The organism is Methanosarcina flavescens (genome assembly GCF_001304615.2).
Classification (GTDB): domain Archaea; phylum Halobacteriota; class Methanosarcinia; order Methanosarcinales; family Methanosarcinaceae; genus Methanosarcina; species Methanosarcina flavescens.
Genome location: NZ_CP032683.1, coordinates 209328 through 235130 on the forward strand (window position 1 = coordinate 209328; position 25803 = coordinate 235130).

Annotated in this window: 22 protein-coding genes and 1 pseudogene; 11 read left to right on the top strand and 12 right to left on the bottom strand. The window is 35.6% G+C overall.

The features are described from left to right. Positions 1-71 precede the first annotated feature (71 nt). The 3 genes and pseudogenes from AOB57_RS00845 to AOB57_RS00855 all read left to right on the top strand — a co-directional run bounded on the left by AOB57_RS00845 (position 72) and on the right by AOB57_RS00855 (position 4373). Positions 72-1110, top strand: a pseudogene (locus AOB57_RS00845) (IS630 family transposase). A gap of 474 nt (positions 1111-1584) precedes the next feature. After that, positions 1585-3030 carry a right-handed parallel beta-helix repeat-containing protein gene (locus AOB57_RS00850; RefSeq protein ID WP_054298776.1) on the top strand — a complete coding sequence of 482 codons (1446 nt, stop codon included), beginning with the start codon at positions 1585-1587 and terminating at the stop codon, positions 3028-3030. A 419-nt stretch (positions 3031-3449) separates the two neighbouring features. Next, a complete protein-coding gene (locus AOB57_RS00855; RefSeq protein WP_167829493.1) occupies positions 3450-4373 on the top strand; it encodes an IS5 family transposase in 924 nt (307 codons plus the stop codon). A 313-nt stretch (positions 4374-4686) separates the two neighbouring features. Here AOB57_RS00855 and AOB57_RS00860 read toward each other — a convergent pair whose 3' ends face one another. Beyond that, positions 4687-7413 (bottom strand): pentapeptide repeat-containing protein, encoded by a 2727-nt coding sequence (locus AOB57_RS00860; protein WP_054298800.1) that lies wholly within the window; start codon positions 7411-7413, stop codon positions 4687-4689. Between the two features lie 244 nt (positions 7414-7657). On the opposite strand from AOB57_RS00860, the gene AOB57_RS00865 reads away from it, so the two are divergent. After that, on the top strand, positions 7658-8131 hold the full coding sequence (locus AOB57_RS00865) for an rRNA maturation protein (protein WP_054298801.1): 474 nt from the start codon (positions 7658-7660) through the stop codon (positions 8129-8131). Positions 8132-8241: 110 nt separating this feature from the next. Then, positions 8242-8508, top strand: a complete 267-nt coding sequence (locus tag AOB57_RS00870) for a KEOPS complex subunit Pcc1 (protein WP_054298802.1) — start codon at positions 8242-8244, stop codon at positions 8506-8508. A gap of 287 nt (positions 8509-8795) precedes the next feature. Here the strand turns inward: AOB57_RS00870 and AOB57_RS00875 are convergent, their stop codons facing one another. Together AOB57_RS00875 and AOB57_RS00880 are read right to left on the bottom strand one after the other, a co-directional pair. Beyond that, positions 8796-8969 (bottom strand): hypothetical protein, encoded by a 174-nt coding sequence (locus AOB57_RS00875; protein ID WP_167829494.1) that lies wholly within the window; start codon positions 8967-8969, stop codon positions 8796-8798. Positions 8970-9322: 353 nt separating this feature from the next. Beyond that, positions 9323-9718 carry a Mov34/MPN/PAD-1 family protein gene (locus tag AOB57_RS00880; protein WP_054298803.1) on the bottom strand — a complete coding sequence of 132 codons (396 nt, stop codon included), beginning with the start codon at positions 9716-9718 and terminating at the stop codon, positions 9323-9325. Positions 9719-10066: 348 nt separating this feature from the next. Here AOB57_RS00880 and AOB57_RS00885 point away from each other — a divergent pair, with 348 nt between their 5' ends. The 3 genes from AOB57_RS00885 (at position 10067) to nudC (ending at position 12577) form a co-directional block, all read left to right on the top strand. Beyond that, entirely contained in the window at positions 10067-11308 is a 1242-nt protein-coding gene (locus AOB57_RS00885; RefSeq protein ID WP_054298894.1) for an NAD(P)-dependent malic enzyme, read from the top strand. Positions 11309-11480: 172 nt separating this feature from the next. Then, on the top strand, positions 11481-11645 hold the full coding sequence (locus AOB57_RS00890) for a hypothetical protein (RefSeq protein ID WP_167829481.1): 165 nt from the start codon (positions 11481-11483) through the stop codon (positions 11643-11645). 74 nt (positions 11646-11719) lie between these two features. Then, the gene (nudC, locus tag AOB57_RS00895; RefSeq protein WP_054298804.1) at positions 11720-12577 is read left to right on the top strand and encodes an NAD(+) diphosphatase; all 858 of its coding nucleotides are present in this window, start codon (positions 11720-11722) and stop codon (positions 12575-12577) included. Between the two features lie 275 nt (positions 12578-12852). On the opposite strand, the gene AOB57_RS00900 is transcribed toward nudC, so the two are convergent. The 4 genes from AOB57_RS00900 to AOB57_RS00915 form a co-directional block, all read right to left on the bottom strand. Further along, positions 12853-13737: a hypothetical protein gene (locus tag AOB57_RS00900; RefSeq protein ID WP_054298805.1), complete on the bottom strand. Its 885-nt coding sequence runs from the start codon at positions 13735-13737 to the stop codon at positions 12853-12855. Positions 13738-14755: 1018 nt separating this feature from the next. Further along, positions 14756-15106 (bottom strand): VOC family protein, encoded by a 351-nt coding sequence (locus tag AOB57_RS00905; RefSeq protein ID WP_054298808.1) that lies wholly within the window; start codon positions 15104-15106, stop codon positions 14756-14758. A 297-nt stretch (positions 15107-15403) separates the two neighbouring features. Further along, positions 15404-15664, bottom strand: coding sequence for a type II toxin-antitoxin system RelE family toxin (locus AOB57_RS00910; RefSeq protein ID WP_054298895.1), 261 nt, complete (start codon positions 15662-15664; stop codon positions 15404-15406). 5 nt (positions 15665-15669) lie between these two features. Continuing rightward, positions 15670-15909, bottom strand: coding sequence for a DUF2683 family protein (locus AOB57_RS00915; RefSeq protein WP_054298810.1), 240 nt, complete (start codon positions 15907-15909; stop codon positions 15670-15672). 296 nt (positions 15910-16205) lie between these two features. Here AOB57_RS00915 and AOB57_RS00920 point away from each other — a divergent pair, with 296 nt between their 5' ends. After that, positions 16206-16292, top strand: coding sequence for a hypothetical protein (locus AOB57_RS00920; RefSeq protein WP_226999721.1), 87 nt, complete (start codon positions 16206-16208; stop codon positions 16290-16292). Positions 16293-16365: 73 nt separating this feature from the next. On the opposite strand, the gene AOB57_RS00925 is transcribed toward AOB57_RS00920, so the two are convergent. Further along, positions 16366-16971 (bottom strand): pentapeptide repeat-containing protein, encoded by a 606-nt coding sequence (locus AOB57_RS00925; RefSeq protein ID WP_054298811.1) that lies wholly within the window; start codon positions 16969-16971, stop codon positions 16366-16368. A 208-nt stretch (positions 16972-17179) separates the two neighbouring features. Beyond that, complete coding sequence (locus tag AOB57_RS00930; RefSeq protein ID WP_167829496.1) at positions 17180-18868, bottom strand: HEAT repeat domain-containing protein; 1689 nt, start codon at positions 18866-18868, stop codon at positions 17180-17182. 174 nt (positions 18869-19042) lie between these two features. Here AOB57_RS00930 and AOB57_RS00935 point away from each other — a divergent pair, with 174 nt between their 5' ends. Next, on the top strand, positions 19043-19189 hold the full coding sequence (locus AOB57_RS00935) for a hypothetical protein (RefSeq protein ID WP_181952209.1): 147 nt from the start codon (positions 19043-19045) through the stop codon (positions 19187-19189). Between the two features lie 240 nt (positions 19190-19429). Continuing rightward, positions 19430-21127, top strand: coding sequence for a catalase (locus AOB57_RS00940; protein WP_054298813.1), 1698 nt, complete (start codon positions 19430-19432; stop codon positions 21125-21127). 674 nt (positions 21128-21801) lie between these two features. Here the strand turns inward: AOB57_RS00940 and AOB57_RS00945 are convergent. The 3 genes from AOB57_RS00945 to AOB57_RS00955 all read right to left on the bottom strand — a co-directional run bounded on the left by AOB57_RS00945 (position 21802) and on the right by AOB57_RS00955 (position 25272). Further along, positions 21802-22524 (bottom strand): hypothetical protein, encoded by a 723-nt coding sequence (locus AOB57_RS00945; RefSeq protein ID WP_054298814.1) that lies wholly within the window; start codon positions 22522-22524, stop codon positions 21802-21804. A 596-nt stretch (positions 22525-23120) separates the two neighbouring features. After that, complete coding sequence (locus AOB57_RS00950) at positions 23121-24464, bottom strand: hypothetical protein (protein ID WP_054298815.1); 1344 nt, start codon at positions 24462-24464, stop codon at positions 23121-23123. Positions 24465-24675: 211 nt separating this feature from the next. Then, positions 24676-25272 (bottom strand): hypothetical protein, encoded by a 597-nt coding sequence (locus AOB57_RS00955; protein WP_054298816.1) that lies wholly within the window; start codon positions 25270-25272, stop codon positions 24676-24678. Positions 25273-25803: the final 531 nt, after the last annotated feature.

Consider the following 25803-nt stretch of genomic DNA (forward strand, 5'->3'; position numbering starts at 1 on the left):
TTAAATTTTCTGTACTCTATTTATAGTCCTTGACGTAAGGTATTACACACATTAACTCATATTATCCTTTTATGGTGGGGAAGGAACAAATTGCTATTGATCAGAAGTTAAGTCTTGATGAGGTTAACTCCTTAATCAAACATGAAAATAACTCTCGCGTTCTAAAAAGGCTTTATTTTATCAAATTTAGGTATTTAGGAGGTTCTGTTGAAGAAGCTGCCATCAAAGTTGGGGTAACTAAGAAATGTGGCTATTATTGGCAAGATTATTGGAATAAAGGCGGCTATGCCGCCTTGATGCCACAATTTGGTGGAGGAAGAAAGCCTAAGCTTACTGACGAACAAATGATAGAATTAAAGAGTTTGTTGAAAAAGAAAGATTTCTGGACTACCAGAGAAGTATTAGAGCTAATAAAGGAAAAATATGGCGTTGAGTACTCATTAAAAAGGATAGGAGTTATACTGAAAAACTTTGGAATGCATCATTCAAAACCTTATATTCTCGACTACAGGAGACCTAAAGATGCAGAAGAAATTTTAAAAAAAGTTAAGTGAAACAGTTCCAAAGTATCCTCTTTCACATTAGAAATATGTAATAGGTTTCCTTGATGAATCCTCACCACAAACAAAAGCAAATACGCAGCGTTTGTGGTCATTTACAAAATCTTCAATGATAAAAAATACAGATTACATAAAGGCAAATGCATTTGCCTTTTACTCAATTAATGGGAATAATCTGATTGATTTTAAAGAGAGTTCAAAGGCAGAAAGCGTATGTGAGTTTCTTGAAAAAATAATGGAAGAGAACAGAGGAAAAATCATAGTACTTATACTTGATAATTTTAAAGCACATAAAGCAGATAAAACAAAGATGAAAGCAAAAGAATTGGGAATTAAACTTGTGTTTCTTCCACCTTATTCACCAGATTTGAATCCTGTAGAGTTAATATGGAAAACAATTAAAAGAGAAGTATCGGTCAGATTTATTCAATCAAAAGAACATTTGAGAAATATAATCAAAAATGAATTTAACAGGATAGAGGGTTCGCTATCATTTGCAAAAAGCTGGATAGAAAAATTTTATCCACAAATTAAAAGTGTAACTAGTTGAGAGAAGAACTATAAATTGAAATGAAAAACGACTATTCAGTTCGCTCTAAATACAAAGTTATCTATATATCAAAAACTCATCACATATGTGAACTATGAATACTAAAGGTCTTATGACTACAGCAATAGAAACTAATAAAATTATTAACATTATACTCTCATTATTGATAAAAAGCCCTTCAGATATGTGAATGGAGGACCTATTTATCTTTAAAAGTGTTCAGATACTTGAGATAGAAGTATTCGGATGCTTGAAATGAATATACATTCTCATTGTAAGCCTGGGTTTTGCTATGCATAGTTTGCTAAGTTAGCTATTATCTGGTTGCCGGGATAAGTTATTAAGAACCGTGAGCACAATGACTCCTTTACATTTTCTCAAAACACAGAAAAAAGCTCGATTTCTCGTGTTTATTAAGAACTTGCATCCTGATTTTCTCAATATTAGAAATTTATAATTAAACAAGGGATAAAAATGAATGAAAAACATCTGAGATACATACAGCAAAACAGGAAAAAAATAGGAATTTCCGTTGTAATCCTCTTTTTCTCGATTGCATTGGGAATACTTATTTTTCATACTATAGAGTCCAGCTTTTTTCCAAAACCGGCAAATAAAACTGTGTATGTAGCTGCTGATGGAAGTGGAAACTTCACATGTGATGGGAGTGATGATCAGGTAGAGATAAATCGAGCTCTTGCATATGTTGCAAAAAATCCCGAATATTCAACTGTCCACTTGAAAGGTAATACTACTTACGTTATCTCTGACAGTATTTTAATTGGGAGCAATACAATCCTTGAGGGAGACCGTACAGCTGTAATTAAACTCGAAGACAATGCAGACTGGACAGTGGGCAAGCCCATGATAACACAGATGGACCGTTCCGGAGTCAATAGAGTCACTATAAGAGGATTCGAGATTGACGGAAACCATGACAAAAATCTAGACAAAAAGAGAGGGCAAGGATATTACAATATGATCCATTTCTCTGATTCTAAGAACATAGATGTGCATGACATGCATATGCATGATGGGCATGGAGATGGGCTAAAAGTAGAGAGAAGTTCCAATATTAAATTTTATAATAACAGGGTGTATAAATTAGGACACGATGGTCTCTTTGCCATCGACAGTCAGAATATAAAAGCTTGGAATAACAGAATAACCTGCAGAACTAATGGCGGGCTTAGAGTAATGAACTCAAATCATGTAAAATTCCATGATAATGTAATTAATTCTTTTTACCACTGGAGTGCAGGTGGATCTGCAATTCTGATTGAAAAAACAACAGGTATTGTTAATGATGTAGAGGTTTATAATAATACTATCCATAATACGTATGGTCCCGGGTTGTGGCTGATAGGCTATGGGAACTCCTATTCTAAGAAAGAGGCACAGAACGTCCACATACACCACAATACCTTCTACAATACTGGTACGAATCCCAACATTAATTGGGTAGGAGGGATAGTGACAAGTGGGTTTTTTAATACGCTTATTGAAAATAACGTATTTGACGGGGTATATCATGGAGCCATTATTAACATGTATCCTACCACCGCAGATGTAGACCACTCAGTTGATCTTTCACCTCAGGGAACAGGATATAAAACCATTGTCCGCAATAACATAATCATTGCCACCCAGAAGCGCAAGAAGGATCCTGATGGAACAGGATATGCGATAATTAATTATCTCCCTGAGACACATACAATTGTGCTGGAGAATAACTGTTTATACAGCAATTCGGGAGGAACTTATAAAAACGCAAGTTCAACTACAGACATCTATGTAGCCCCTCTCTTTGTAAACCGGAGTAAACATGATTACCGCCTGAGGCCAAACTCTCCCTGCATTGGTGCAGGATATTCCTCAGCAGGTTCTTCTGAAAATGGTATTAATATAGGAAGATACTAATAATATAGGAAGATATGGCTAATGCTGCAAAATTGACATAAATCGTCTTATTCAGTCAACCAGGAACCTTCAGGATCCTTCAAAATTTTTAAGATTCTTCAGAATTCTTCAGAAGAATTTCGACATAAAAACAAAATGTTTCAAAAGCACTTCGGGAATACTTCAAGATTCCTCAAGGTTCTTCAGGAGTACTTCAGGAGTACTTCAGGAGTACTTCAGGAGTACTTCAGGAGTACTTCAGGAGTACTTCAGGAGCATTTTAGTAGTCAGAGGTTCGATTATCACTCTAAAAATAGATCCAAAAAACGGCTCTGTAGAAATCCTCTAAATTCTGTTTTTACCCAAAAATTATAAAAATAAAATTGTAAAAATGCTCCTTAATTTTTTTGTCCACACAAAAAACAAAGGAGCAATTGCTATTGTCATCAAATAAGTATATTAAATTTATTGATCTCAGTCTTAAAACGGTTCAGTCTTCCAGACTGAACCTTTACTCCTGCAAATATTCCAAACGTGTTTATACTCAACATCAGCTTCTTGTTCTTGTTTTATTGAAGGAGTATATAAGTACAGACTACCGTGACTTTGTAGAACTTGTTGACCTCATGAACAGTATAAAGGAAAAACTTGACCTTGATAAGGTTCCTCATTACACTACTCTTCAAAAGTTTGTGTCCAGAATTCCCTCTTCATTGTTTAACCTAATTTTGTCAAAAACTCTAAAACTATTTTACTCACATGGAGAAAAAGTTCTCATTACGGCAATTGATGCAACAGGATTTACGAGTTCTTATGCAAGTCATTATTATTCTAAGAGAACAGGGAAGCTCCGAAGGAGCTTCCTTAAAACTTCAATATCAGTAGACACTATTAAAAAAGTAATATTAGGATGGAAAATTAGCCAAAAAACAGATCATGATGTCAAGCATGCAAAGACTCTGATAAGACAATCAAACAAGTCAAGAAAGTCTCAATGTTATGTGATGGATAAAGGATATGATTCCGAAGAAATTCATACTCTAATAAGAGAAGAGATAAAAGCAGATTCAATAGTACCTTTGAGAGAAAGAAAAAGAAAGAGAATAAACGGAAAATATAGAAAACAATTAAACAAAGACTTTGATAAGATCAAATACAATAGAAGGAATATAGTAGAGACAATAATATCTGTTGTAAAAAGAAAATTTGGAGAAACATTAAGAGCAAGAAAGGTTAGAAATCAAGTAAAAGAAGTAAAAGTTAAACTAATAGTCTATAATATAAACAAAAAAGTAATACAATTATTATGGATTAAATTAAGGATTTCTACAGAGCCGAAAAATGTTAGAATAATAAAAGATTAGGGACGTGGAAAGCAAAAAAGAAAAACATAAACATTAATGTTAATTTATTCTACTCTCAAGTCTCTCAAGTATTTTACTCTTGTCCGATTATTTTATCAGTTATTTTTATAAGTACTTAATATGTTTCTGGATATTTATTTTTGAAGGCTACAAGAAATCTTTCATCTATTTTTGTCCTTTTAATTGATTTTACTTTAGAAAGCTGGTCAATGAATAAATTGCAAGCTTCTCTGAAATTAACTCCTTCAAGATTAGCTCCTATAAGAAGGCCGCGAAGTTTATCTTTACAAGGTCAGCCTTCAAATTCAGGCCCTTAGAATTTAGCCCCTTCAAGGTTAGCTCCTTCAAAGTTAGCTCCCTCAAGGTTAGCCCAGTAGAAGATAGCCCTAGAAAGGTTAGCCTCAGAGAAGTTAGTCCAGTAGAGAATAGCCTTGAAGAGGCTAGTTCTTTCAAGGTTAGCTTTTTCAAGGTTAGCCCTTTCAAGGTCAGCCCATTCAAGGTTAGCTTCTTTGATATTAGCCTCTTTAAGGTTAGATTTTTTGAGGTTAGCTGCTTCAAGTGTAGCTCCTATAAGACTGGCACCTATAAGGTTAGCTTTGTTAAGATAAGCCTCTTTAAGGTTAGACTTTTCAAGATTAGCTCCTTCAAGGTTAGCTTCTTCAAGATTAGCCTCTATAAGATTAGCTGAGTGAAGGTTAGCCCAAGAGAGATCAGACCAGAAGAGGTTAGCTCTTTCAAGATTTACTCCGGAGATGTTAGCTCCTTCAAGAACAGCCCCTTCAAGGTTAGCCCCTTCAAGAATAGCTCCCTCAAGGTTAGCCTCTATAAGGTAAGCCCTTTCAAGGTTAGCCCCTATAAGATTAGCTGAGTGAAGGTTAACCCAAGAGAGATCAGACCAGAAGAGGTTAGCTCTTTCAAGATTTACTCCGGAGAGATTAGTCTTTTTAAGGCAAGCTTCTCTAAGCTTGGCCCCTTCAAGATTAGCTTTTTCGAAATTAGCCCCTTTAATATTAGCTTTTTCAATATCAGCCCTTTTTAGACAGGATTCTGAAAAATCAGTAAATCTTAGTATGCTATTCGATAGTTTAACGTTTCTCATAATTGTTTTTCTAAAACATGTATTGCTGAGGTCGCAATTTGATAAGTCTGCACCGGATAATACCGTTAAAGAAAAGTCACTCTCTCTAAAATCATAACTTAAGTATTTTAGTAAAGTAACTGCATTACCGCCAAGGAACCCGGTTTCATTTTCCGTTTTCCCCCTGGTGTACTCGATCATACTTAAAAAGAGACTACTTTTGTTATTGATCATCTCCTTAATGAAACTTATAATCTCGGGAGTGAGCATTTTTTTACGCAGAATATTACTATCAATAATATCCTCATTGATTTCTTGGGAAAGCTTTTTAGCAATAAAAAATTCCATGAACGATCGATGCATGAACACGAAATTATCTTCAGAATCTCGGTAAATGAAAGAAGCTGTCCTTATCTTTTTATTAATGTCATCGATATCGACCCTTCCTTTCATAATGTCCGCTCTAAATTTTCTGTCAACTGTCTCATATATCTCATCTATTGTAATTACATTTTTATTCTCTGTAAACATTTTAAAAGCTAGCTCTTCCATCACGACTGAAACATATTTTGGGTTTACTTTCCGTTTCTCTCTATTCATCCACTTATTAACATATGTATCGTATAGCTTTGACTGGGTAATCTCACCTGTTGTTAGCGAAAAATCCGATAGTGTTTGAACTATTAAATTAAGTAGTATAGGACGCTTAGAAAGGTCGCTAAGATTATATATTTTATTTATTGTTTCATATCGAGCAAACCAGTTAACACCAAAATATCTTTTAAGGTATCTCTTTATATCGTTTTCACTGAATAGACTAATATACACTATCTTTACCTTAGATTTGTCCTTTAACGATATTCCAGTGAAATCCATCGATTCTGGGTCTAGGGACAGCTCCTCGTCCTCTTTGTTCTCAAAATAGTGAGTACGGGATGTAATTATAACCTTATTCCGAGCAGATACTAGTGAATTTACCTCATTAAACTTCTCGACAGTACCTTTTGGCAACTCATCATAACCATCGAAGACGAATAGTATTTTCCCTTGCCTAAATTTATTCTCAAAATCATTAATACTCAAACCATATAAAATATTGTAATTTTTAATCAGATCTTCTAAGTTCCAGAACTTTGTAAAATTCTTTAGCTGTACTGATATGGGCAGATAAAAATCGTTGTCCTTAACATATCGATCCGCAAATTGTTTAATTAGATTTGTTACATAGGTTGTTTTGCCCGTACCGAAATCGCCTAATATAACTAAGATAGGATAATTTTTTTCTCCCAGCCACTTTTCCACGTACTTATCTATCAATACTATATCGTGATGCTCATCTTCATAGCATTTCAGGTCTATATAATAAGCTAAATTTTCAAACGTACTGAAATGATTGAATATATTCTTTGCATATTCTACAGAAGTATCTTTTTGAAGGTTACATAGTGTACCATATATTCTGTCGAATTGATCAATATAGACCTCTAACAATTTTTCTTTTTCTTCATTACAATCTTTGGAGTTTCTATATTCTCTCAATGTTTCCTGAAGTATCTCATGTAGATATCGAATTTCAGCCTCTATTCCATTAACCTTATCTACCATATATGGTTTAAAGATCTCTATGTCTTTGGAAGCATATTCGAATAACTTTTTTTTGTATCTCTTCTTGAAATCATCATAAAACCAATCTAATACCTCTGTTTCAAGAAGCCCATTTAATTTTCTATTGAATTCGTCTTTTTCTACAATATCTATATTAATAAACAAGTCTTTTTTTGATTCTTCGATCTCATCTAACATTGTGACCCAATCGGAATACTTATCATCATCTTTAATTTCCTTGAATACCTGATCTATGACACTGTCTATAGGATGTTTTCGTAGGATGTTATCTTTAAAATTTTTTACTAGCTTCGTTACTTCTAATAGCGCCAAAGCATCATCTATTGCTATTACCATAATCAGTCAGACCCGTTTACTATTGCTAAATATTTGAAGACTATAATATTAAAATTTTAGTAATTTTTAAGGAATAGTAATGTCACTAATTGAAGGTTCGAGCCTAATGCAAGTTATACCTGTGAAAGGAAAAACACGTTGGAATTCATTCAGCAACTAAAAACTCATTAACAACCTCTAAACAGAATAAATCTTAACCCTGCGAGGAGAAATTAATATATACTTCCAATCTGTCAGGGGAAGTATGCTAATTACTACCTCTCGAAAACCTTCTGCAAGAACCAGGTCGCTTTGCAAGTTGCTTTCGCGGTTTATAGCCGGCAGGTGTATAACACGCGGAAAAATGGGCATGAAGGAACTCTTGGAGTTTGCGGATGGCGGACCTCTCATAGTTATAGGGGAGTACCACGGAAACCCAGGAGAACTCAGCTTTTATGATGAAAACGGGAAGCTCCTTTTCTCTATCAGATTTACGGACTGGTATTCCGAGGAATCTGATTCCTACTGGTTCCCTGATGTCGAGCCCGCGCTCTCAGGTCAGGGAGAGATTGCAGATGCCTTTGAGTCCTTTTTCCAGTTCAAGAGGGTTGAAAGCGACAAAATCGATCAGCTTCCTTCGGATTCCACTCTGATAGTTGTCGGGGAGAAGTATATCGATTTTATTGGCAGCAAAAAGTCACTTTTTAAACTTAACCTCCGAGGTTTTAAAAAGTACTGACCTCCAGACCCTTATTTTTATAACTGGCTTTTATAAATCGATTTTTCCATCTAATTCAAAAACCGTTAAAACGATTAAAACAAAAAACAGGATTCTTCAGGAGGAATTCCTTGAAACTTTTCGCAGAATTCACCTTTGAAACCGAAACCGCAGGAACAATCTACAGGGCCCTCCTGCCCGAGCTCAGTGAGAGCTTTTCCGAAAGATCTGTAATAGACCTGTCCCTTGAGGACAAAAGCAGGCTGGTATTGAGCGTAAAAGCCGAAGATGCCGTTTCCCTTCGTTCAGCCCTCAATACCTGGCTCAGGCTTATCCAGATTGCCCAGGAAATCCTTGAAGTCACAAATGAGGCACGTTCTCCATATCAGGTCAGTTGATAGATATGGTTTGAAATTAGCATTTTAAAAAATTTCATTATATTCGAATGAGACGTGGATGGCTATGAAACATAAGAGTATGCAGGAATATAAAGAAAAAATTAATAGGATTTCTTTTAGCTCGTTTAATTCCGGCAGCAAAAAATAAGTAATATAAATGCTCCGGAATTTCTATCAGGACTGGAGGTTGTCTCAATTCATTTTATACTTTAACCTTTTTTTGAGTTCTTCTTATCATCTCGAGCTTCTTATGCCTTGCTTTATCTGAATTTGTTTTTCACATTCTCTTAATAACCATGGGCTCTGGATTTTTTTGATCTGGGGCCTTTATTTGGTCTGAAAGCCCTCTCCGGGCATTTCTTGGAATCGGTTTTCCCATGCACTTCGAAGCCCAGGCTGAAACATTCGCCTTTCATCTCGTCAATAGCCGTATAAAATCTACAATCTTGGCATGTAGGCATTTGGATTACTACCTCCAAATATGTGAAGGCCACCCGGTTTTTATCCCAGAGTGTTTACCCGGATACAGCCTCTGAAGCAAGAAAATCATTTCTCTTCAGATTTCTTGATTACAGGGATGTATCCTCTAAATAATATGTATCTGTAAATAAAACATTTTTGGTGGTTATCAGAAGGAAGGTAGGTTTACATAAGGGCAACCGCCGGAAAATTACAACAACTAATTAAAGTTATTTATATATCAGAAAGCTTTTGCCTGCAGTTTGCCTGTAGTTTGCCGTTTGCCTATGATTTGCAGTTTGCCTATGATTTGCAGTTTGCCTGTGATTTGCAGTTTTACAGACTGGATCTTAAATCAGATTTCCTCATAATCCTCAAATTCCACATCGAGTACAGGCAGCTCAATAATCTCTCCTTCTCTGTTATAGCATGTCCAGCTTTTTTTATGGTAGGGGCGTCCCACTATGATATGGTAGTTCCCTGTTCTCGAGAAGAGACGAAGATCAGCCTGAGAGGGGCTGCGGTTCGGGCCCGGATGGCTGTGGACCGAACCAACGGCTTTAATGTTTGGCATCATATAAAGCCTGAGAATTGCGCTCTTATTACTTGATTCTGTGCCAGGCAATATAAGAACTTCAGTAATGATGCCTCCTTTTTCCTGCAAAAGACCGGCAAATTCTTGAGGAGCCATGGATTTGCTGGCCTCAAGAATAAAGTGGAGGGTATCGCGGGCTATTCCTTTAATTTGCATAAGGGATTATTCTCCTGAAAAGGTATATCTTTTCTGAGGTAATGACTGCCGAGTGAACCGATTAGATTAGAGCGGTTTTTACCCTGGTTGCTTAAAAACTGAAGATTTCGCGGGTTTAAAAAGCTGTTAGCTTTGTGAGAACATTTTGCTCGACAGGTCAGGCTCTGGAATTATCTGGCAGCGGGTTTATTTATGGTTTGCATAGACTATTATATAGGAGATTTTATTTCTCAGAGCCTTGTCGGATTGAAGCTTAGCTCTCAGTGCTGAATATTGTCAGGGGGTACTAGAATAAAAGATATACACTCGGTTTCAGACTCGGAAACGAGCCTGGAAAAAAATTCTGGAATGGATGTTGGAAAATACCTGGAAAAAGACAGTGATACACACATATCCCTGTATAAAGAGTCGCTTGCAATTCACCGACAACTTGGGGGTGTACTGGAGGTTGCAAGTAAAATCCGCCTTCGAACTATACATGACCTCAGCGTTGCTTATACGCCAGGGGTTGCCGAGCCGTGCAGGAAAATAAGTGAAGACCCGGAGCTCGCTTACCTTTATACCCTGAAGAGAAATACCATTGCTGTTGTCACTGATGGTTCTGCAGTGCTCGGGTTTGGGAATATAGGGCCCCATGCTGCCCTGCCTGTCATGGAAGGAAAAGCGATAATTTTCAAGGAATTTGCAGGCATTGATGCCTTTCCTATCTGTCTGGATACGCAGGAAACCGAAGAGGTGATAAAAGCGGTAAAGCATCTTGCTCCTGCTTTCGGAGGCATTAACCTTGAGGATATCAGTGCTCCCCGCTGCTTTGAAATCGAATCCAGGCTGCGTGAAGCCCTCGAACTACCAGTTATGCACGATGATCAACACGGCACAGCGATTGTAGTTTTTGCCGGGCTTCTTAATGCTCTTAAAATTGTGAATAAAGAATTAAACGAGCTTAAAATCGTGATTTCAGGCCTTGGTGCTGCAGGCGTTGCAATTTTTCGGTTTTTGGTCCGTGCAGGAGCAAATCCCGCTAAAATTCTTACCTGTGATAGTAAAGGGCTCATTTACCAGGGTCGAAAGAACGGCATGAACTCTGTAAAGGAAGAAATTGCCAGGCTTACAAACCCCGGAAAATTGAAAGGAGGGCTCGAAAAAGCTTTTCCGGGAACTGATCTTTTTATCGGGGTCTCGGTAGGAGGCATAGTTACCGAGGATATGGTTAGCTCTATGGCAAAAGATGCAATTATTATGGCCATGGCAAATCCTATCCCTGAGATTATGCCAGATGCTGCAAAACGGGCAGGAGCAAGAATTATTGCAACAGGCAGGTCGGATTTTCCAAACCAGCTTAATAATTGCCTGAGCTTCCCCGGGGTTTTCAAAGGGGCTCTGAGCACCTGTGCAAGGAAAATAACGCCTGAAATGGAAATGGCTGCAGCCCATGCGCTTGCTGACGTCGTAAAAGTCAGCGAGCTTTCAGAAGATCACATAATTCCTCATCCTCTTGACAGGCATGTAGTACCCGCGGTTGCAAAAGCCGTTGCAGATGCATCACTTGAGAGTTGTGTTGCCAGGAAGAGTCACGAAGATAAAGCCTGAAAAACCGGTTTAAAGTTCTGTTTGCGGACAGCTTTTCCACCTCTTCAGGTTCATCACTCCTTTTTACCTTCTTTTTTTATCTTAACTCCAGGTTCACGGACCAAACTTCAGAATTGATGTTTCGCAAGCAATTTGAATCTAAATTACATACTTTTTCGTCAGGTATATAGGGGTGATTGGAATAAATTGTAATGATCTGAAAACTGGTCAAACTCTTGTTTGTGAAAGATGCGGGATTGAACTTAAAGTGATAAGTGAATGCACAGATCACAGCTGCGCTACAGGCTGTGCGGGTGATATGGACTGTTGTGGAGAGCCAATGAAACTGAAAGAATAAACAACAGAATAAGCAATAGAATAAAAACGCTACTGTAATCATATATAGAACGAAAAACAATAAGTACGAACATTATGACTTCAAAAAAAAGAGAAAATCCTGCTTTCCCGGAATTTGTCATAGGTGTAGAGCCGCCAGCCGATAGGGCCGAAAAAGCGCTCTGGTTTATTTTCCGGGACCGTGAGATTCTCCTCAAGCTTAATAATAATCCCGGAGCAATTCCAAGGCTGATTGACCTGGGAGAGCTTGGGCTTTCAGGTATCAGGGAACAGTATCTCGGAGCCCTTGATGGAACACACTGCTATTCCGTGGAGCTTCCAAATAACGCGCAGCCTCCTGAAGGAATGGAATTTATGGATCTCAGGCAGGCATATACACAAATGGGTGAAAAGTGTTTTGCGCTTGTTAATAAAGCCGTTCAGGTCATGGAATGGGACAGGACGAGCCAGTTTTGCAGCAGATGCGGGACAAAAACCCTGCAAAAGCCCGGAGAGAGGGGAAAAGAATGCCCTGATTGCGGAGAGCTTTTCTATCCCAGAATATCGCCTGCCGTTATCGTGCTTATCCGGAAAGGGCATGAAATTTTACTTGCCAGGTCTCCAAACTTCCCAGATGACATGTATGGTTTGATAGCCGGCTTTGTTGAGCCCGGAGAGTCTGCTGAAGCTGCGGTTGCCAGAGAAATCAGGGAAGAAGTGGGAATTGAGGTTAAAAATATTACTTACTTCGGAACACAGGCATGGCCGTTTCCTAATTCTCTTATGATCGGGTTTACTGCGGAATACAGTTCAGGGGAAATCCAGCCCGATGGGTTTGAAATCGAGGACGCCCGGTGGTTCCCGGCTGGGGATTTGCCAGTATTGCCTGGAAAAATAAGCATTGCAAGAAAGTTGATTGACCATTTTCTTAAAGAAGAAGGGATGGAAGTTTAAGACGGATTCATAATTTTTCAGATTTCTATTTCCAGTTCTACCTTTTTCGATACACTTTATTCACCTGGACGAAAGATCTTTTACCTCTATAAAGCCAGGAAAGAGTGAATATACCATGTTCTTATTTCAGATGATCCAGCAGCAGAGATAAGAAAAACTCAACCTCAAATTCTAAAAAATTTAAGGTTTTTCTCTCTTTTTCTTCTCAGGTTCCACAGGCTCGGTTAAAAAGAATCCAAACGGTGCGAAATCTTTGAAATAGATGATAAACGAAATTATATTATACCTTTTTCAATTGCTTTATTTAAACAATCTTCTGCTTTTTGTGATATATTAGATAAAGTATATTCTGACGCTAGAAATAAAAGTAGAATCTGAAACGTTTTAATTTCTTCTGGGGCCTCAATTCCACCGTACTCTTTAGATAGCCGGTAAACCCAGCTTATAAAAATTGCAATATAACAAGAAATTGCAATTGAGTAATGGATCGAGAGATATTTGACATATTTAGTCAAAGTATTCTTTTTTATAATAGAGGTAAGAGGAATTTTATGACTTTTCCGAGCTACTTCTAAGATGTCCATAAAAACAATTAAAAAAAAGAAGTAAATTCCTATTATGTATTGACCTCTCAATAGAAAAGAACGATACGAGCTATGCCCAAATATTGAGTCATAAACTAAAAAATATAAATCAAATAATGAAGTAATAAAAGGAATAACAATAATATAAACAAAAAGAAAATCAATAAATCTCTTTACTGTAGTTCTTTTTCTCAATTGTTTTGAAAAAAGTTTTTCAATTATCTTAAATTGAATTCCCTCTAAGTTCTTGTGACTTGTTGATTCTTCAAGGAAGTTAGTTATTTTTTGCTTAAGTTTTGACTTTAATTCCAAAAAACAGGGTGTAGGATTTAAATGGAAAAATATGATATAGGTTATAATTGCAAAACCTACAGAAATTAGAAGATAATATATGAGACCCATGTTCATTAAATTTGTAGGATGATTGTATGGTATTCCTCCGGCTAGCACCATCATTTCTGATATAATACTCATCTCAGGGTTATTAGTATCAATTGGATCATAAACTAAAGCTATTTTAAGATACTTTGCAAAATAAATTGCATTAAGAAAAATAATATTATTGCCAATAAACATACAAAAAATATTTTCTATTTTCTTATAATCAACGCAATAATTTACGTTGAAAAACTTAAATATAACCTTATTTAAGGAAATTGTAATATAACTAAAAAAAGTGATGCAATGAGAATACTCGATAAAAATAGCATACAGTTGAATGACGAATCTGAAAAATAATTATTAACTTGATCTGATGCAGACGTTGCAAAAATGATAGAAAGGATTAAAAGCCCAAACAAAATAAATTTTGAGCTTGTAACTTCTAATGTCCATGAATTTTGATATATAAACTCAGAGACATTATGTGATCCTTTTCGATTAATCTTCGATCTATTTAATTTATTTAATATTAAATAAACACCTTCATCAAACAAGAATGTAATAAAAAACAATGCCTCAAATAAAACTACAAGATTAAAAATTAAAAATATCACTACGATAATCACTAATGTAGGGTTAGCCCAAAATTGAGCATCAAAGGTACTCATCGTTTGTAGTATGTTCCAATGAAGTCTATTTACGCCGAGAATACACGAATGAGTACAAGAAAATAAAATGGGAAAACATCTTAATAGGGTTTGTTTCCAAGACAAGGCTTCGGAACGTTTAAAAAACAATCCGCTCCAATTCATTCTTACAGATATAATTTTTGCTAATAACATTAAGTTCAAAACATATATAAGAATTAATGAAATAGTAATCGAACTGTCACTTACAATTGTTGCTATATACCAGTTGGCTGTAAACTTAAAACATATAATTAAAGTGAAGTATATTAATATATTAAATATATTCTTAATAATTGACTTAGAATTAATTGAGAAAAATAACCTATTAAATTCCAAAAATATATTATTCTGCTTAATAGCCTGTCTTTTTAAACTCATTCTAGTAGCAATTATTTAGATAGTATTAATTCTTTTCTAATTTATTTCCAAAATTTCCGTTTATGTTTATTTTTTCAGTGATCTTCGTCAACAGATTCATTTTTAGTTTACTATTCTCCAGACAAGATTCTGAAATGTAAAAAAGATCAGTGATGTTGAATTAGTGCTATTTTGACTCCGTTTGGGTCTTCTAAGAAGGCAAGGGTTCCAACTGTTATTGGTGTGGGTTCCATTGTGATTTTGGCACCTTTGGATTTGAGTTCTTCCACTGTAGTGTTTATGTCTTCAACATCCATTCCTACCGAAAACAGGCCAGTTTCATGTTCTGTATTCATTATAAGCTCTATCATAGCATCCCCTTCCCCTTTCAATAATGTGATTGTTACTCCAGGTTGAGGGTTGTGCTGGCTATCTATTTTAAGTCCCATAACTTCCGTGTAAAATTTAATCGATTCATCCATATCCTCAACTATGATGGTAGCGTATTTAACTTTCATATTTATCACCATATGAATACTGTTTATCATTATTTATTAATGTTGAATCTGGTAATTTTTTATCTACGAGCTGTCACAAAAACCGCTTTTAATCCTTTTTTGCCTCTTTTACGGAATGATACATATCAATTCCCTGTCCTGCCGTGGATAAATTACGCATATTTCGCACATGGATTTCGAAAACAGGGAAAAACTTTAACATCTGTGCATCAATGAAATAGAAAAAACAGATTATTCCTCCGGGCACACGAAGGAAGTTTTCAAGGGGCTGCCAGAAAAATAAACAAAACTTCAAAGTCAAAATATTTTATCGTGATGGTCGTAATCTTCCAGGGTTATAGTCTTTGATTCCTCATCAATAGAAAAAACCAAAACAAAATGCTTATCGATATGCACTCTTTTTAAATGGTTCATCGGAGCTTTTAAATTCTTGTATCGATGTGGATATTCCAGGATCTCATTTGCTTTATCTAAAATAATTTCAAGTTGTTTTTTATTCTTTTTTGCTAATTTTTCAAATTTACTATCAAGTTCCGATCTGATTTTCAAAAAATACATAAAAATCAAAGACCATATCGTTTCCTTAAGTTTTCAACCGTGCCTACTTCTATAGCTTCCTGTTTTACTATTTTCTTCAGTTTCTCAACGTACTCAGGCTTTAACTCTGGCTCTAAAATTTCTTCTTCATACTCTTCAGCCATTTTGTTAATAGCAGCACTTTTGTCCTTTAAACCGTATTTGGCCTTGATAATATTCAAAATTCGATTAGTGCGCTCATCAATGTTTATTATCGCTTGAACCATGTATATCCCATATTAATAGTAGGTTAATACCATATTAATATATGCCATTCTACCTTGCCAAGATTTAATTTCCACTGGCTTTTTGAGTCCGACCACTATAATATCTAGAAAAAAGCTTAAAGAAACAGCAATGTATGATTTATAGCAAAAAATAGGTCATGAAACTGAAACGAAAATATATTATAATGTAGACTGTATCGAACTAAGGCGTAAATATAGGAAGTAGATACCAGATAACAGATTTAAAACATTGAAAAGGATTGGGGAAAATTCAGAAATGAGAAGGCAAACTTATGATGCCGTTTGCAGTCCAGGTTCATCATGCACTTGTTAATAGTATTCATATTGGCAAATTTGCGGATAGGCTGCAGAGACCTGGATAAAGTGTAGATTGCAGGCATAATGGGAGATTAGAATGCTTAAAGGGAAAAAATTAGGACGCGGTAACGATTATTTTCAGATAATTTTGATTCCCAGGAACCTCGCAGCAAGTTCTGTTGCTTGCCAAGCATTAACTATAGCCCCTCTGAGTTCGTTGCGTGTATCGGATACTATCATCCCGTCAATGATACAATCCGATAAGTCGATGTCTTTGAGTGAAGTTTTAAAGAAGTCTGCTCCTGTGAAATTAACCTCTTTCAGCTTGGGCTTCTTTAACCGAATCTCGGATAATAAGGCTTCCATGAAGTTGCAGCCATGAAGGGCACAGTTCTCCAGTACAGAACTTGAAAAATTTGCATATCGAAACGAACTATCCACTAGAGAGGTTTCTTTCATATGGCTCTTGCTGAAGTTGCTGCCATCGCCCTTGCACGTTAAAATTTTGGAGCCTTTCCAGTAGCTCCCCGTAAAAATGCAATTTGCAAAATTGCAGTTATCAAACACCGAATCGTAAAAGCTGGCTTTTGAAAAATCACATTTGTTGAACTGGCATTGTATAAACTGTATCGATTCAAATTTCATCCTTGCGCTATCGATATCCGAAATAATCTCGTTTTCAAAGCGCATCCTTTCTATAAAATTGTCATCAGATTGTGCGGTTATAATTCTGCTTTCCAACATGCTTCCATCTCCAGATATTGAGGTTCCAAAGAATGATAATATGAATGGTTTGGACGAAGTTAAGAGCGAGAACAGCAGTGAAGTGCCTGAGAAAAAAATAGAGGCAGAGTAGAAGTGGAGGAGAGAATTTAGAAATACTGAACTTGACTTCATCTCCGTTTGTCTCCCTCATCCACCAGATGCTACCGCTGGATAGCAAAAGATAAGTTTACTGCCTTTTATAGTCAGAAAGTCTCGAAGCTGCCGATCTATAAAGCACCCATTTTTCATACCCTATCCTCTGGATTCTTTTACCTGAGGCTCTTGAATACATCTTGGCTCCGGGTATCAGGCTTAATAATCTACTGACATGCCTGTAACGCTCAAGAAGGCACTGTTCCTGGCTGATATCATCAAGCTTCTGAAAAATAGACATATTTTCAGGAATAAAGGGAATTTGAACTCTAAGAGTGCTGAGCAAAGACTCAAGCTGCCTGTCCAGTTCTTTCCTATCTTTCTCAAGATCCTGGAAACTCCATGTCTTGACCCTCTCATTTACAGCACATGTAATTTTTTCCGTAGGCTTGCCTTTTGCCTTAAAGCATGCTGTTCTTGCTTTATACCTGATTCCGGAAAGAATCTCTTTTAGCTTCTGTTCCGTAATTACTTTTCCCGTTATTGAACACTCTTTTCTCAAGTTTTTTTGCTCAAGAATAGCATCTTCTTCCATAATATCCAGAATTCCTGAAGCTCTGTCAAAAGCCTCTATGCTGGCCTCAAGAAGTTTCTTCCGGGCAGGTAAATCTCCGGCAGTCAGATTTCCTGCTGATAGAAGGAGGTCTGAGAATTCTTCCATAATTTTAAGAAGTCTCTTGTCTTCTTCCAGATACTTGATCTCATGGGTTACCTCTGAAATATATTGTTCACTCTCAAGTCTTGAAGATCTCCTCCCGAAAAGAATCTGTAAGAGAGCGTTGTAAAAGGGATAGTATAATCCGGGAATAGCAGTGCTGGTAGAGGCCTCAGTCGAATCTTTAAAATATTTGACTGCTTCTTTAAGCCCAAAAAGATAAGTAGCTTCGTTTTCAGCCTTGAGAGCCTTCCAGAGAGAAGCTTTTCCAAGAGATCGAAGTGCATACATACGGACGTAGATATAAGGGTTACCAATAAGAACCTGTAAGTCTTTCAATGCCTGTGTTTTATCAGGTACATAAAAAAAGGCAGATCCAAGGGTTCTTGTTGCTACCCTTTGAACAAAGTTATCACCGTGAGTCGAAAGTCTGATAAGGTCGCTCCAGACTTTCGCTTTATCCGGAACTTCTGAATAACCTGACGAAAGAGCAAGTACAGCCTCTTTTCTTACCTCTCTGTCTTCAGCGGATGTAAGCCTCATAAGATCGTTCCATGTTTTTTGCTTATCATCTGAGTATGCAAATGCAACAGTAAAAAGCTCTGCAGCTTTCTTCCTGAGCAGGGAGTCCGGACTCTCAGCAAGCTTTACAAGGTCAGAAAAAACGGTAGATTTTTCCTCAACTACCGGAAAGACACGCGAAAGCATGCTTGCAGCACCCTTTCTAACACCTGTGTCCGTATCACCAGATATCTTTAGAAGTTCATTCCATATATCCTGTTCTTTGCCTGATTTTAGCGAATAAATAGTAAGAAAAGAATCGATCGCACCTCTTCTTATCTGCGGGTCCGGATCCGAACTGAGTCGAAGGAGTTCTTCTATAATTTTCTCTTTTTCTGGAAGACCTGCATATGATTTTGCAAGAGACTCTTCTGAATCTTTTCTTAAATATTTGTATCTGTCATCTGCAGGTTCCAGGAAACTAAAGGTGGATATTCGGCATCTTTTTTCTTTGACCTGCTTACATTCGATCCTATCCTCGCTTCTCATTTCTCTTTCCCTTATCATTCCTTTTTTCTCCTCTTTCCATCTCTCCTTCTCCCTCAATTTCTTCAAACTTACATATTCTTCAAATGAGTTTGAGTTATGTATAGAAAGTCGGAATGATTAATAACAGTACTCTTTTGAAATAGGGTATGGGGATACTGAGTATGCTATAGAGGGGAAGGGAAAACGGTCTTATTGCTACACGGCTCAGGAGGAGGTTATGATCAGGGACTTTGGGCTGGCAAAGTATTTTTCGGGGACGGGCATAAGTTCACTCAGTTTTACGATATGGCTATCCTCATTCATCCATTCCGGATGATGCTCGTACTGCACAAAGGTTGAACAAACATATAGTAATAAATGTTAACCAAAACTAATATAAGGTTATAATTGTATTCATAGTAAAACCAAGCAGCAAAGACATTTGCTTTTATAGGTGAAGAGATTTTGAGGCTCGTCAGGTCTATGGGGAAGAAATAGTTTACATGCTTAAATTCTGCTGGAAATGGTTTTTTTCTAATAGACTTGATAACTTCTAATTTGAACATGAAAAAGTTGAGAACATATAGTTGAGGGTATTTTATGAAGGGTGACAATTATAAAAATCCAATGGATAAAAATGAATTAGGGGAGCCACTTCCAAGCAGAAATCAAACAGTAGGGGAAACTCCTGAATTAACTACAGTAGCAGGAGCTCCAGTGGAAAACAATCAGGACAGCATGACAAGCGGTAGACGCGGACCTCTTATGCTACAGGATATCTGGTTTCTGGAAAAATTAGCACATTTTGACAGAGAAGTAATTCCAGAACGCAGAATGCATGCAAAAGGCTCAGGAGCATTTGGAACATTTACTGTAACTCATGATATTACCAATTACACTAAAGCAGCCATATTCTCTAAAGTAGGAAAGCAAACCAAAATGTTTGCACGTTTTTCTACTGTAGCGGGTGAGCGTGGAGCAGCTGATGCAGAGCGTGATATTCGTGGTTTTGCTTTGAAGTTTTACACTGAAGAGGGCAACTGGGACATGGTAGGGAATAACACGCCTGTATTCTTTTTCAGAGACCCTCTAAAGTTTCCTGATTTGAACCACGCTATTAAACGTGATCCGCGTACCAATATGCGTAGCCCGAATACTAACTGGGACTTCTGGACATCATTACCGGAAGCTCTGCTACAGATAACTATTATTATGGGTGATCGTGGAATACCTTCTTCTTACAGGCACATGCATGGATTTAGCAGTCATGCTTACAGTTTAATAAATAAAGATAATGAACGGGTATGGGTAAAGTTCCATTTCAGGTCACAACAGGGTATAAGAAACCTCACTGACCAGGAAGCTGAAAGAGTTATTGGAATGGATCGCGAAAGCCATCAAAGAGACCTTTACGAAGCCATTGAAAAAGGCAATTTCCCAAAATGGAAAATGTATATACAGGTTATGACAGAGGAACAGGCTAACTCTATGAAGAATAACCCCTTTGATCTGACTAAAATGTGGTATAAAAAGGATTTCCCACTGATACCTGTGGGTGAATTTGAGTTAAACAAAAATCCTGAAAACTACTTTGCAGACGTGGAACAGGCTGCTTTTTCACCGGCTAACGTAGTCCCAGGAATTAGTTTTTCTCCGGACCGCATGTTGCAGGGACGTTTGTTCTCTTACGGAGACGCACAGAGGTATAGATTAGGTGTGAATCACCATCAGATACCTGTGAATTCTCCTCAGGGTGTTAAAAACTATCACAGTTTCCATAGAGACGGAAAGATGAGAGTTGATGGCAATAGAGGAAGCCAACTGAATTATGAACCCAATAGCTATGGAAACTGGAAAGATCAACCTCAATATGCACTTCCAGTTGAAAAAACAGGTTCAATAGATATCTTGAGGTATGATTTCAGAGAAGATGACAATGATTATTACACCCAGCCAGGAGAGTTGTTCAGAGCTATGACTCCTGATCAGCAGCAGGTTTTGTTTGAAAATACCGCCAGAAATATGGGCGATTCTACTCTCCAAATCAAACACAGGCACATTTACAATTGCTATCAGGCAGATCCTAAATATGGTGAGGGCGTTGCAAAAGCACTGGGGATAGACATCTCAACTGTTGATTTAAATTTGCCAGAGCGTACTTCAAGACAAGCCAATTATGAAGCAAACAATAAGCATCCTGAATTAAATCAACCTACAGAGAAAAAAGATTCAGGCAGGGAAATTGACACTAACGGCGATCCTTACATTGAACCCGAAAATGATCCGTGGCTTTTGTAACTATTAAAATTGCCATTAGCGGTACTATCAGGTCTAAGAGGAATAAACAATTTACAGGCTTGAATGTAGCTGAAATAGTTCTTAGTCCTCATAGACTTGATAATTCCTTTTTTTAATTCTTTTGGAGTATAGGGTAATGATTTGGCTTTTAATCCGTTGTTTATAACAGACACTTATATTTTTAAATTTTAGTATTGTTAATTAAACATAGCTAACTATTTATTTATATATTTCATTAAGAGGAGAATTTTATTACTTTTCATGCTATAATCAACAGCGTTAGATATCGAAAAAAGGCCTATGATCTTTCAGAATTTTTTATATTTAATGCTCCGTTTCTCATTACACAGATGATATCAATTCTCTGCCTGCCTTGGATAACATTCACGCATATCTCGCATACGGATTTCGGAAACTGGGAAAAAGCGCAGCCAATTTATATATCTAGAATTTATTTTCTAATTTTGGCTTTGTAGAAACCTATCTAAATCCAACCATACGGGACTGAAGGTAAGTAATTAAACATCGATCAGTATATTCATTTCAGATCGATAGAGATACTTTACTTCTGATGATTTCTACAAAGCCCTAATTTTAGAGTCTGCCTAATAATTTCAATGTTCTTGAAGTATTTTTGATTTAGTTCTTCTTTATTAAAAGCTTTCTATCAAAAATTAATTGCTTTGTCTAGAGATTTGTTCTCTCTTCTTTTTTAATAGGTCAAATATTATATTACCTAGTATGAACACAATGCCGGGAAGTATATATATGAAAAACTTTTCGAATCCAAGAGGTCGGTTCTCTGAGACTTTAAATTCATATATATTGTATGATACCAATGAGTTTGAATTTCTATCGAAAAGATATATAAATATTCTCCAATCACCTATTAATTTTTGATCTTCACTTGGTAGCTTAAATACAAAATTTAATTTATTATCACCATCTTCTGAAGAAATATCATCTTTTTTTGTCAATAAATCTTCAGGAGCGTTAATGGGAGTATTTATTTTAGGATAGACTCCTCTTATCCTTTCTAATGGATCGCAGATAAGAATTCTATATTCTGGATTTTCAATATTTTTCTTTCCTTTGTTGTTAATTGTAATAGAAAATTTTAAATCTTCTCCATATTCTATTATTTCCTTATTATTTACTTCCATCTCCACGTAATATATTGGATCAGTATTTAATAAATATAGATTTGTAGGATAAATTTCTGGCTCGGTATTGTAAATTAGATACTCCTTTTCATCAAAAGAAGGTACAGGAATATGGACGTTAAAAAGTTGGGCAATTACTGTTAGGAGCATGGCAAAATTAATGATGACGCCCCATTTGAGCCATTTTAGATTTATTTTGTCAAAGTTTTTAGCAATATCATCCTCATTTATCATAAAAACCTCTTATTATTAAACAAGAATATGACTATTTCGTTTTTATTACACTCGTTTATTTACACATTATTTAATTGATATTTTTTTGGCGCCTCATATATAAGCCAGTTAACTTTAAAGATATGCTATTAAGATCAAAAATAATAGAAAGTAATAAGAATAAGTTATAAAGCATAATGTCAATAAATGTTAAATTTTATATTAATGATATCAAAATAAATTACCTTCTCTTTGTATTGTGATAAGGCTCCACAGCCCGACTATATTGAGATAGAAAAGTGCCGCAAGATCCTAATGCGGTATCTAAGAGTATAGTTAAAATTTTTGTAACTATAAGATTTACGAATTTAAGCCAGAGTAAAATTGAGAGGAAGGGGAAGAAATAAGTAGAAGTATATATTACCCATATTGGGATATTACCCCAAGCCATACGTGTTCTCAAACTCTAGAGTTCTGATTTTGTACCTTAGATCATGTATAACAGCCTTATCGTTACCAGTCATTGAAAACAAGTACATGCCCTAAGGCGACAGGGCATAGTATTTATCAAAAAACGTACTCAAAGAAAGTGATATTGAGTTCAGAAATAAAGGGGTTTACGTCCAAAGTTCATTCAATGATTCAAGTAAATCCAAAAACTCATTTACACATCTCTTTTGAGTACTTGGTTTAAGAGTCTTCTTTGGGTATCTATTAGAATATGCGTTTGCAAACACAGCGTATAAAGATTTTTTAATCTCTTCTTTCAAGTCCTTACTTTGCAAAAATACTCTTTCCTCCCGAGTAAGATCTTTTCGTAGACCTGTTGACAAGTACTCATATATTTTTAGTTGGTCAATGACGTCTAAAATATTTATTGTGCTATCAAGAGTAGAAACGGCTAACTTTTGTTCGTCTTCAAGGTAGCCAGAACCGGAAGCTAAAGATGTAATACAAGATGCAATATCTAGATTTATTAGTTGAAGCTTACCCTTTTTTTCAATTTCTTTATCTAAAATTCCAAAACTGTATTTTGAAGGGCTAATTCTCAAAACTATAAGACCTATATCTTTCCATTTAGCTTCATCAGTTAGATCCTTAGTTTCTTTCTCTAATAATTTTTCAACATCAGTAGTAATATCATTAGCGAAAGTTGAAAACTCAATATCCTTATGCAGAATACCAATTCTAGTAGATTTAGAATATTTAGTAAAATTATACTTTGGAATACGTGAACCGTCTTTTAAATCATAATATAGTGAAATATTGTTTTCTTTTTCAAAATTTTTAATATCCTCCTCATTTTTGAAATTGCTAATTAACAGACGATCCACTACTTTATCTGTGAATTCTCCTATAGAAGAATTTGTAAGAATAAAATATACCGTAAAAAGACCAGCATCTACAGCTCTATCTAGGGTATTTATGCTTACTTTCTCAAAAATATTAATGAATGCTTTTTTAAACGCTTCAAATTTTTCTTTATTTCTTATTCTCTTAGACAAATCTTCTATCATTTTTTGTATAATTATTTGACTTGATTCATGCCATTCGCCTCGAGACAATGAGAGTACCATATATCTAAAAATCTCTTTTTCTGCGTTATCATTTTCAATTTTCTCTTTAATTTCAGATGGTTTCTCTGCTTTAAATATATCCGACAGAGTGAAAGATTCATTTGCAGCTGCTTTCTGTTCACGTAGCTTATGATATGCCATCAAAATGTATATGGAATTATGGTTTTCAGCCGCTTTCTTGCATACTTTGTCCCTAAATTTAATATCTGGATTTAGAATAATTGCCATCAGTGCGATTACATAAGCCTCTTTGATATTTCCATCTGCATCTATACTTAACGATTTATGAAGTTCTTTTGAAAAAACATCAATAAAATTAGATTCAAAATCTTTTTCGAAATCGATATTTTCTACAATATTCTCACAATGTAGTTGATTTCTCAAAGGAATTTTTTCGTCAATTAGTTTTTTAAAGTAGCCCTGAAGGAAACTGCATAGACGCAGATATAAAGACACATTGTCTGTTATCGAAAGCAGGTCAAAATTTTGAGTTCTTAACAGAATATTTTTCAGGATCTCTTCACTAAATTTGGATTCGTTTAAATCTTCGGATTTATTTGAATTAGATTTTTTGGCAAAATCTAGTTTATCTAATTCAAATAATTTTTTTTGCTAGATAATTTACTTTATTGGGATCCTGCTTGATAGATTTCCATAATCGTCCAGCTTTCTTATCTTCATTATAACAGTATATGAATAGATTCATTAATTGGATATCTAAGCAAGTTTTTTCACATATATACTCGATAATTGAGTATCTCAAGTTTTCATCATTTGAACGCTTTTTTTCAATCATTGGCTTTTTTGCTAATAGGGTAAGTTCATTGCTTTGAGCTTTCAGCCCAAAATAAGTAGTTACTATTTTTAATTTGTGGCATTCTAAGTACCACTTCTCCTGAAATTTGTGTAGCTCATCTATTTCTTTACAAGTTGGAATAAGATTGCGAACTACTTCGCATGTGTCTTTAAGTGAGCTTTTGAACTTGGTATAAATTTCGTTTATTTCCTCAATATCAGAATCAATGGAACATTTTGTCTTATCTAGTGCTTTTATATCATTATCATTTTTTTCTTGACTATCTTCATGGAATTTTTCAAAATCTATACTGAATTTACTTTTAGAATTCTGCACTGCAAAATGGATAAAAACAACTTGAAGAAAAAAATAACGAATATGCTGCCGATTTTGCAATATAAGGGAGATTGTTGGTCCACAAGTCCCCAGTCGTATCCTAAAATGGGTACAGTTGCGAAGAAGCAAAAAGTTGTTATCCCAATAATTGAAGTAAGCAACGTTCTACTAAAAGAGTTTATACGGTTGCTAACCCAATTTTTATATATATCAATCTTTCTTTTACTCAAATTTAGATATCCATTTAGATATCCATTTATTTTTGATGGAGTGGATTGATTTAGTTCAACAAGCTTATTCTGATTTTCATTCCAATTAGTCTCAAATATTTTATCGTTATCCTCGAGTACGAGGATAACTTTTTGTTTGAACTCTTCACTTAAATTTTGTTTTCCATTGGGCATCATATTGTAATTTTAATAAAGAAATTCTTAAGTTAATTAACATTTTGATTTGTATGAGTATCAAAAGCACTAAATAATACCAAGCTTTTTTATTCATTAAAGTATTTTTAAAGTTTCTTACTTTGATTCTTACCGTTTTCTCTAAGATTAGTGCTAGGAATGACTAGGGAATTTTTCAGCCGGAATA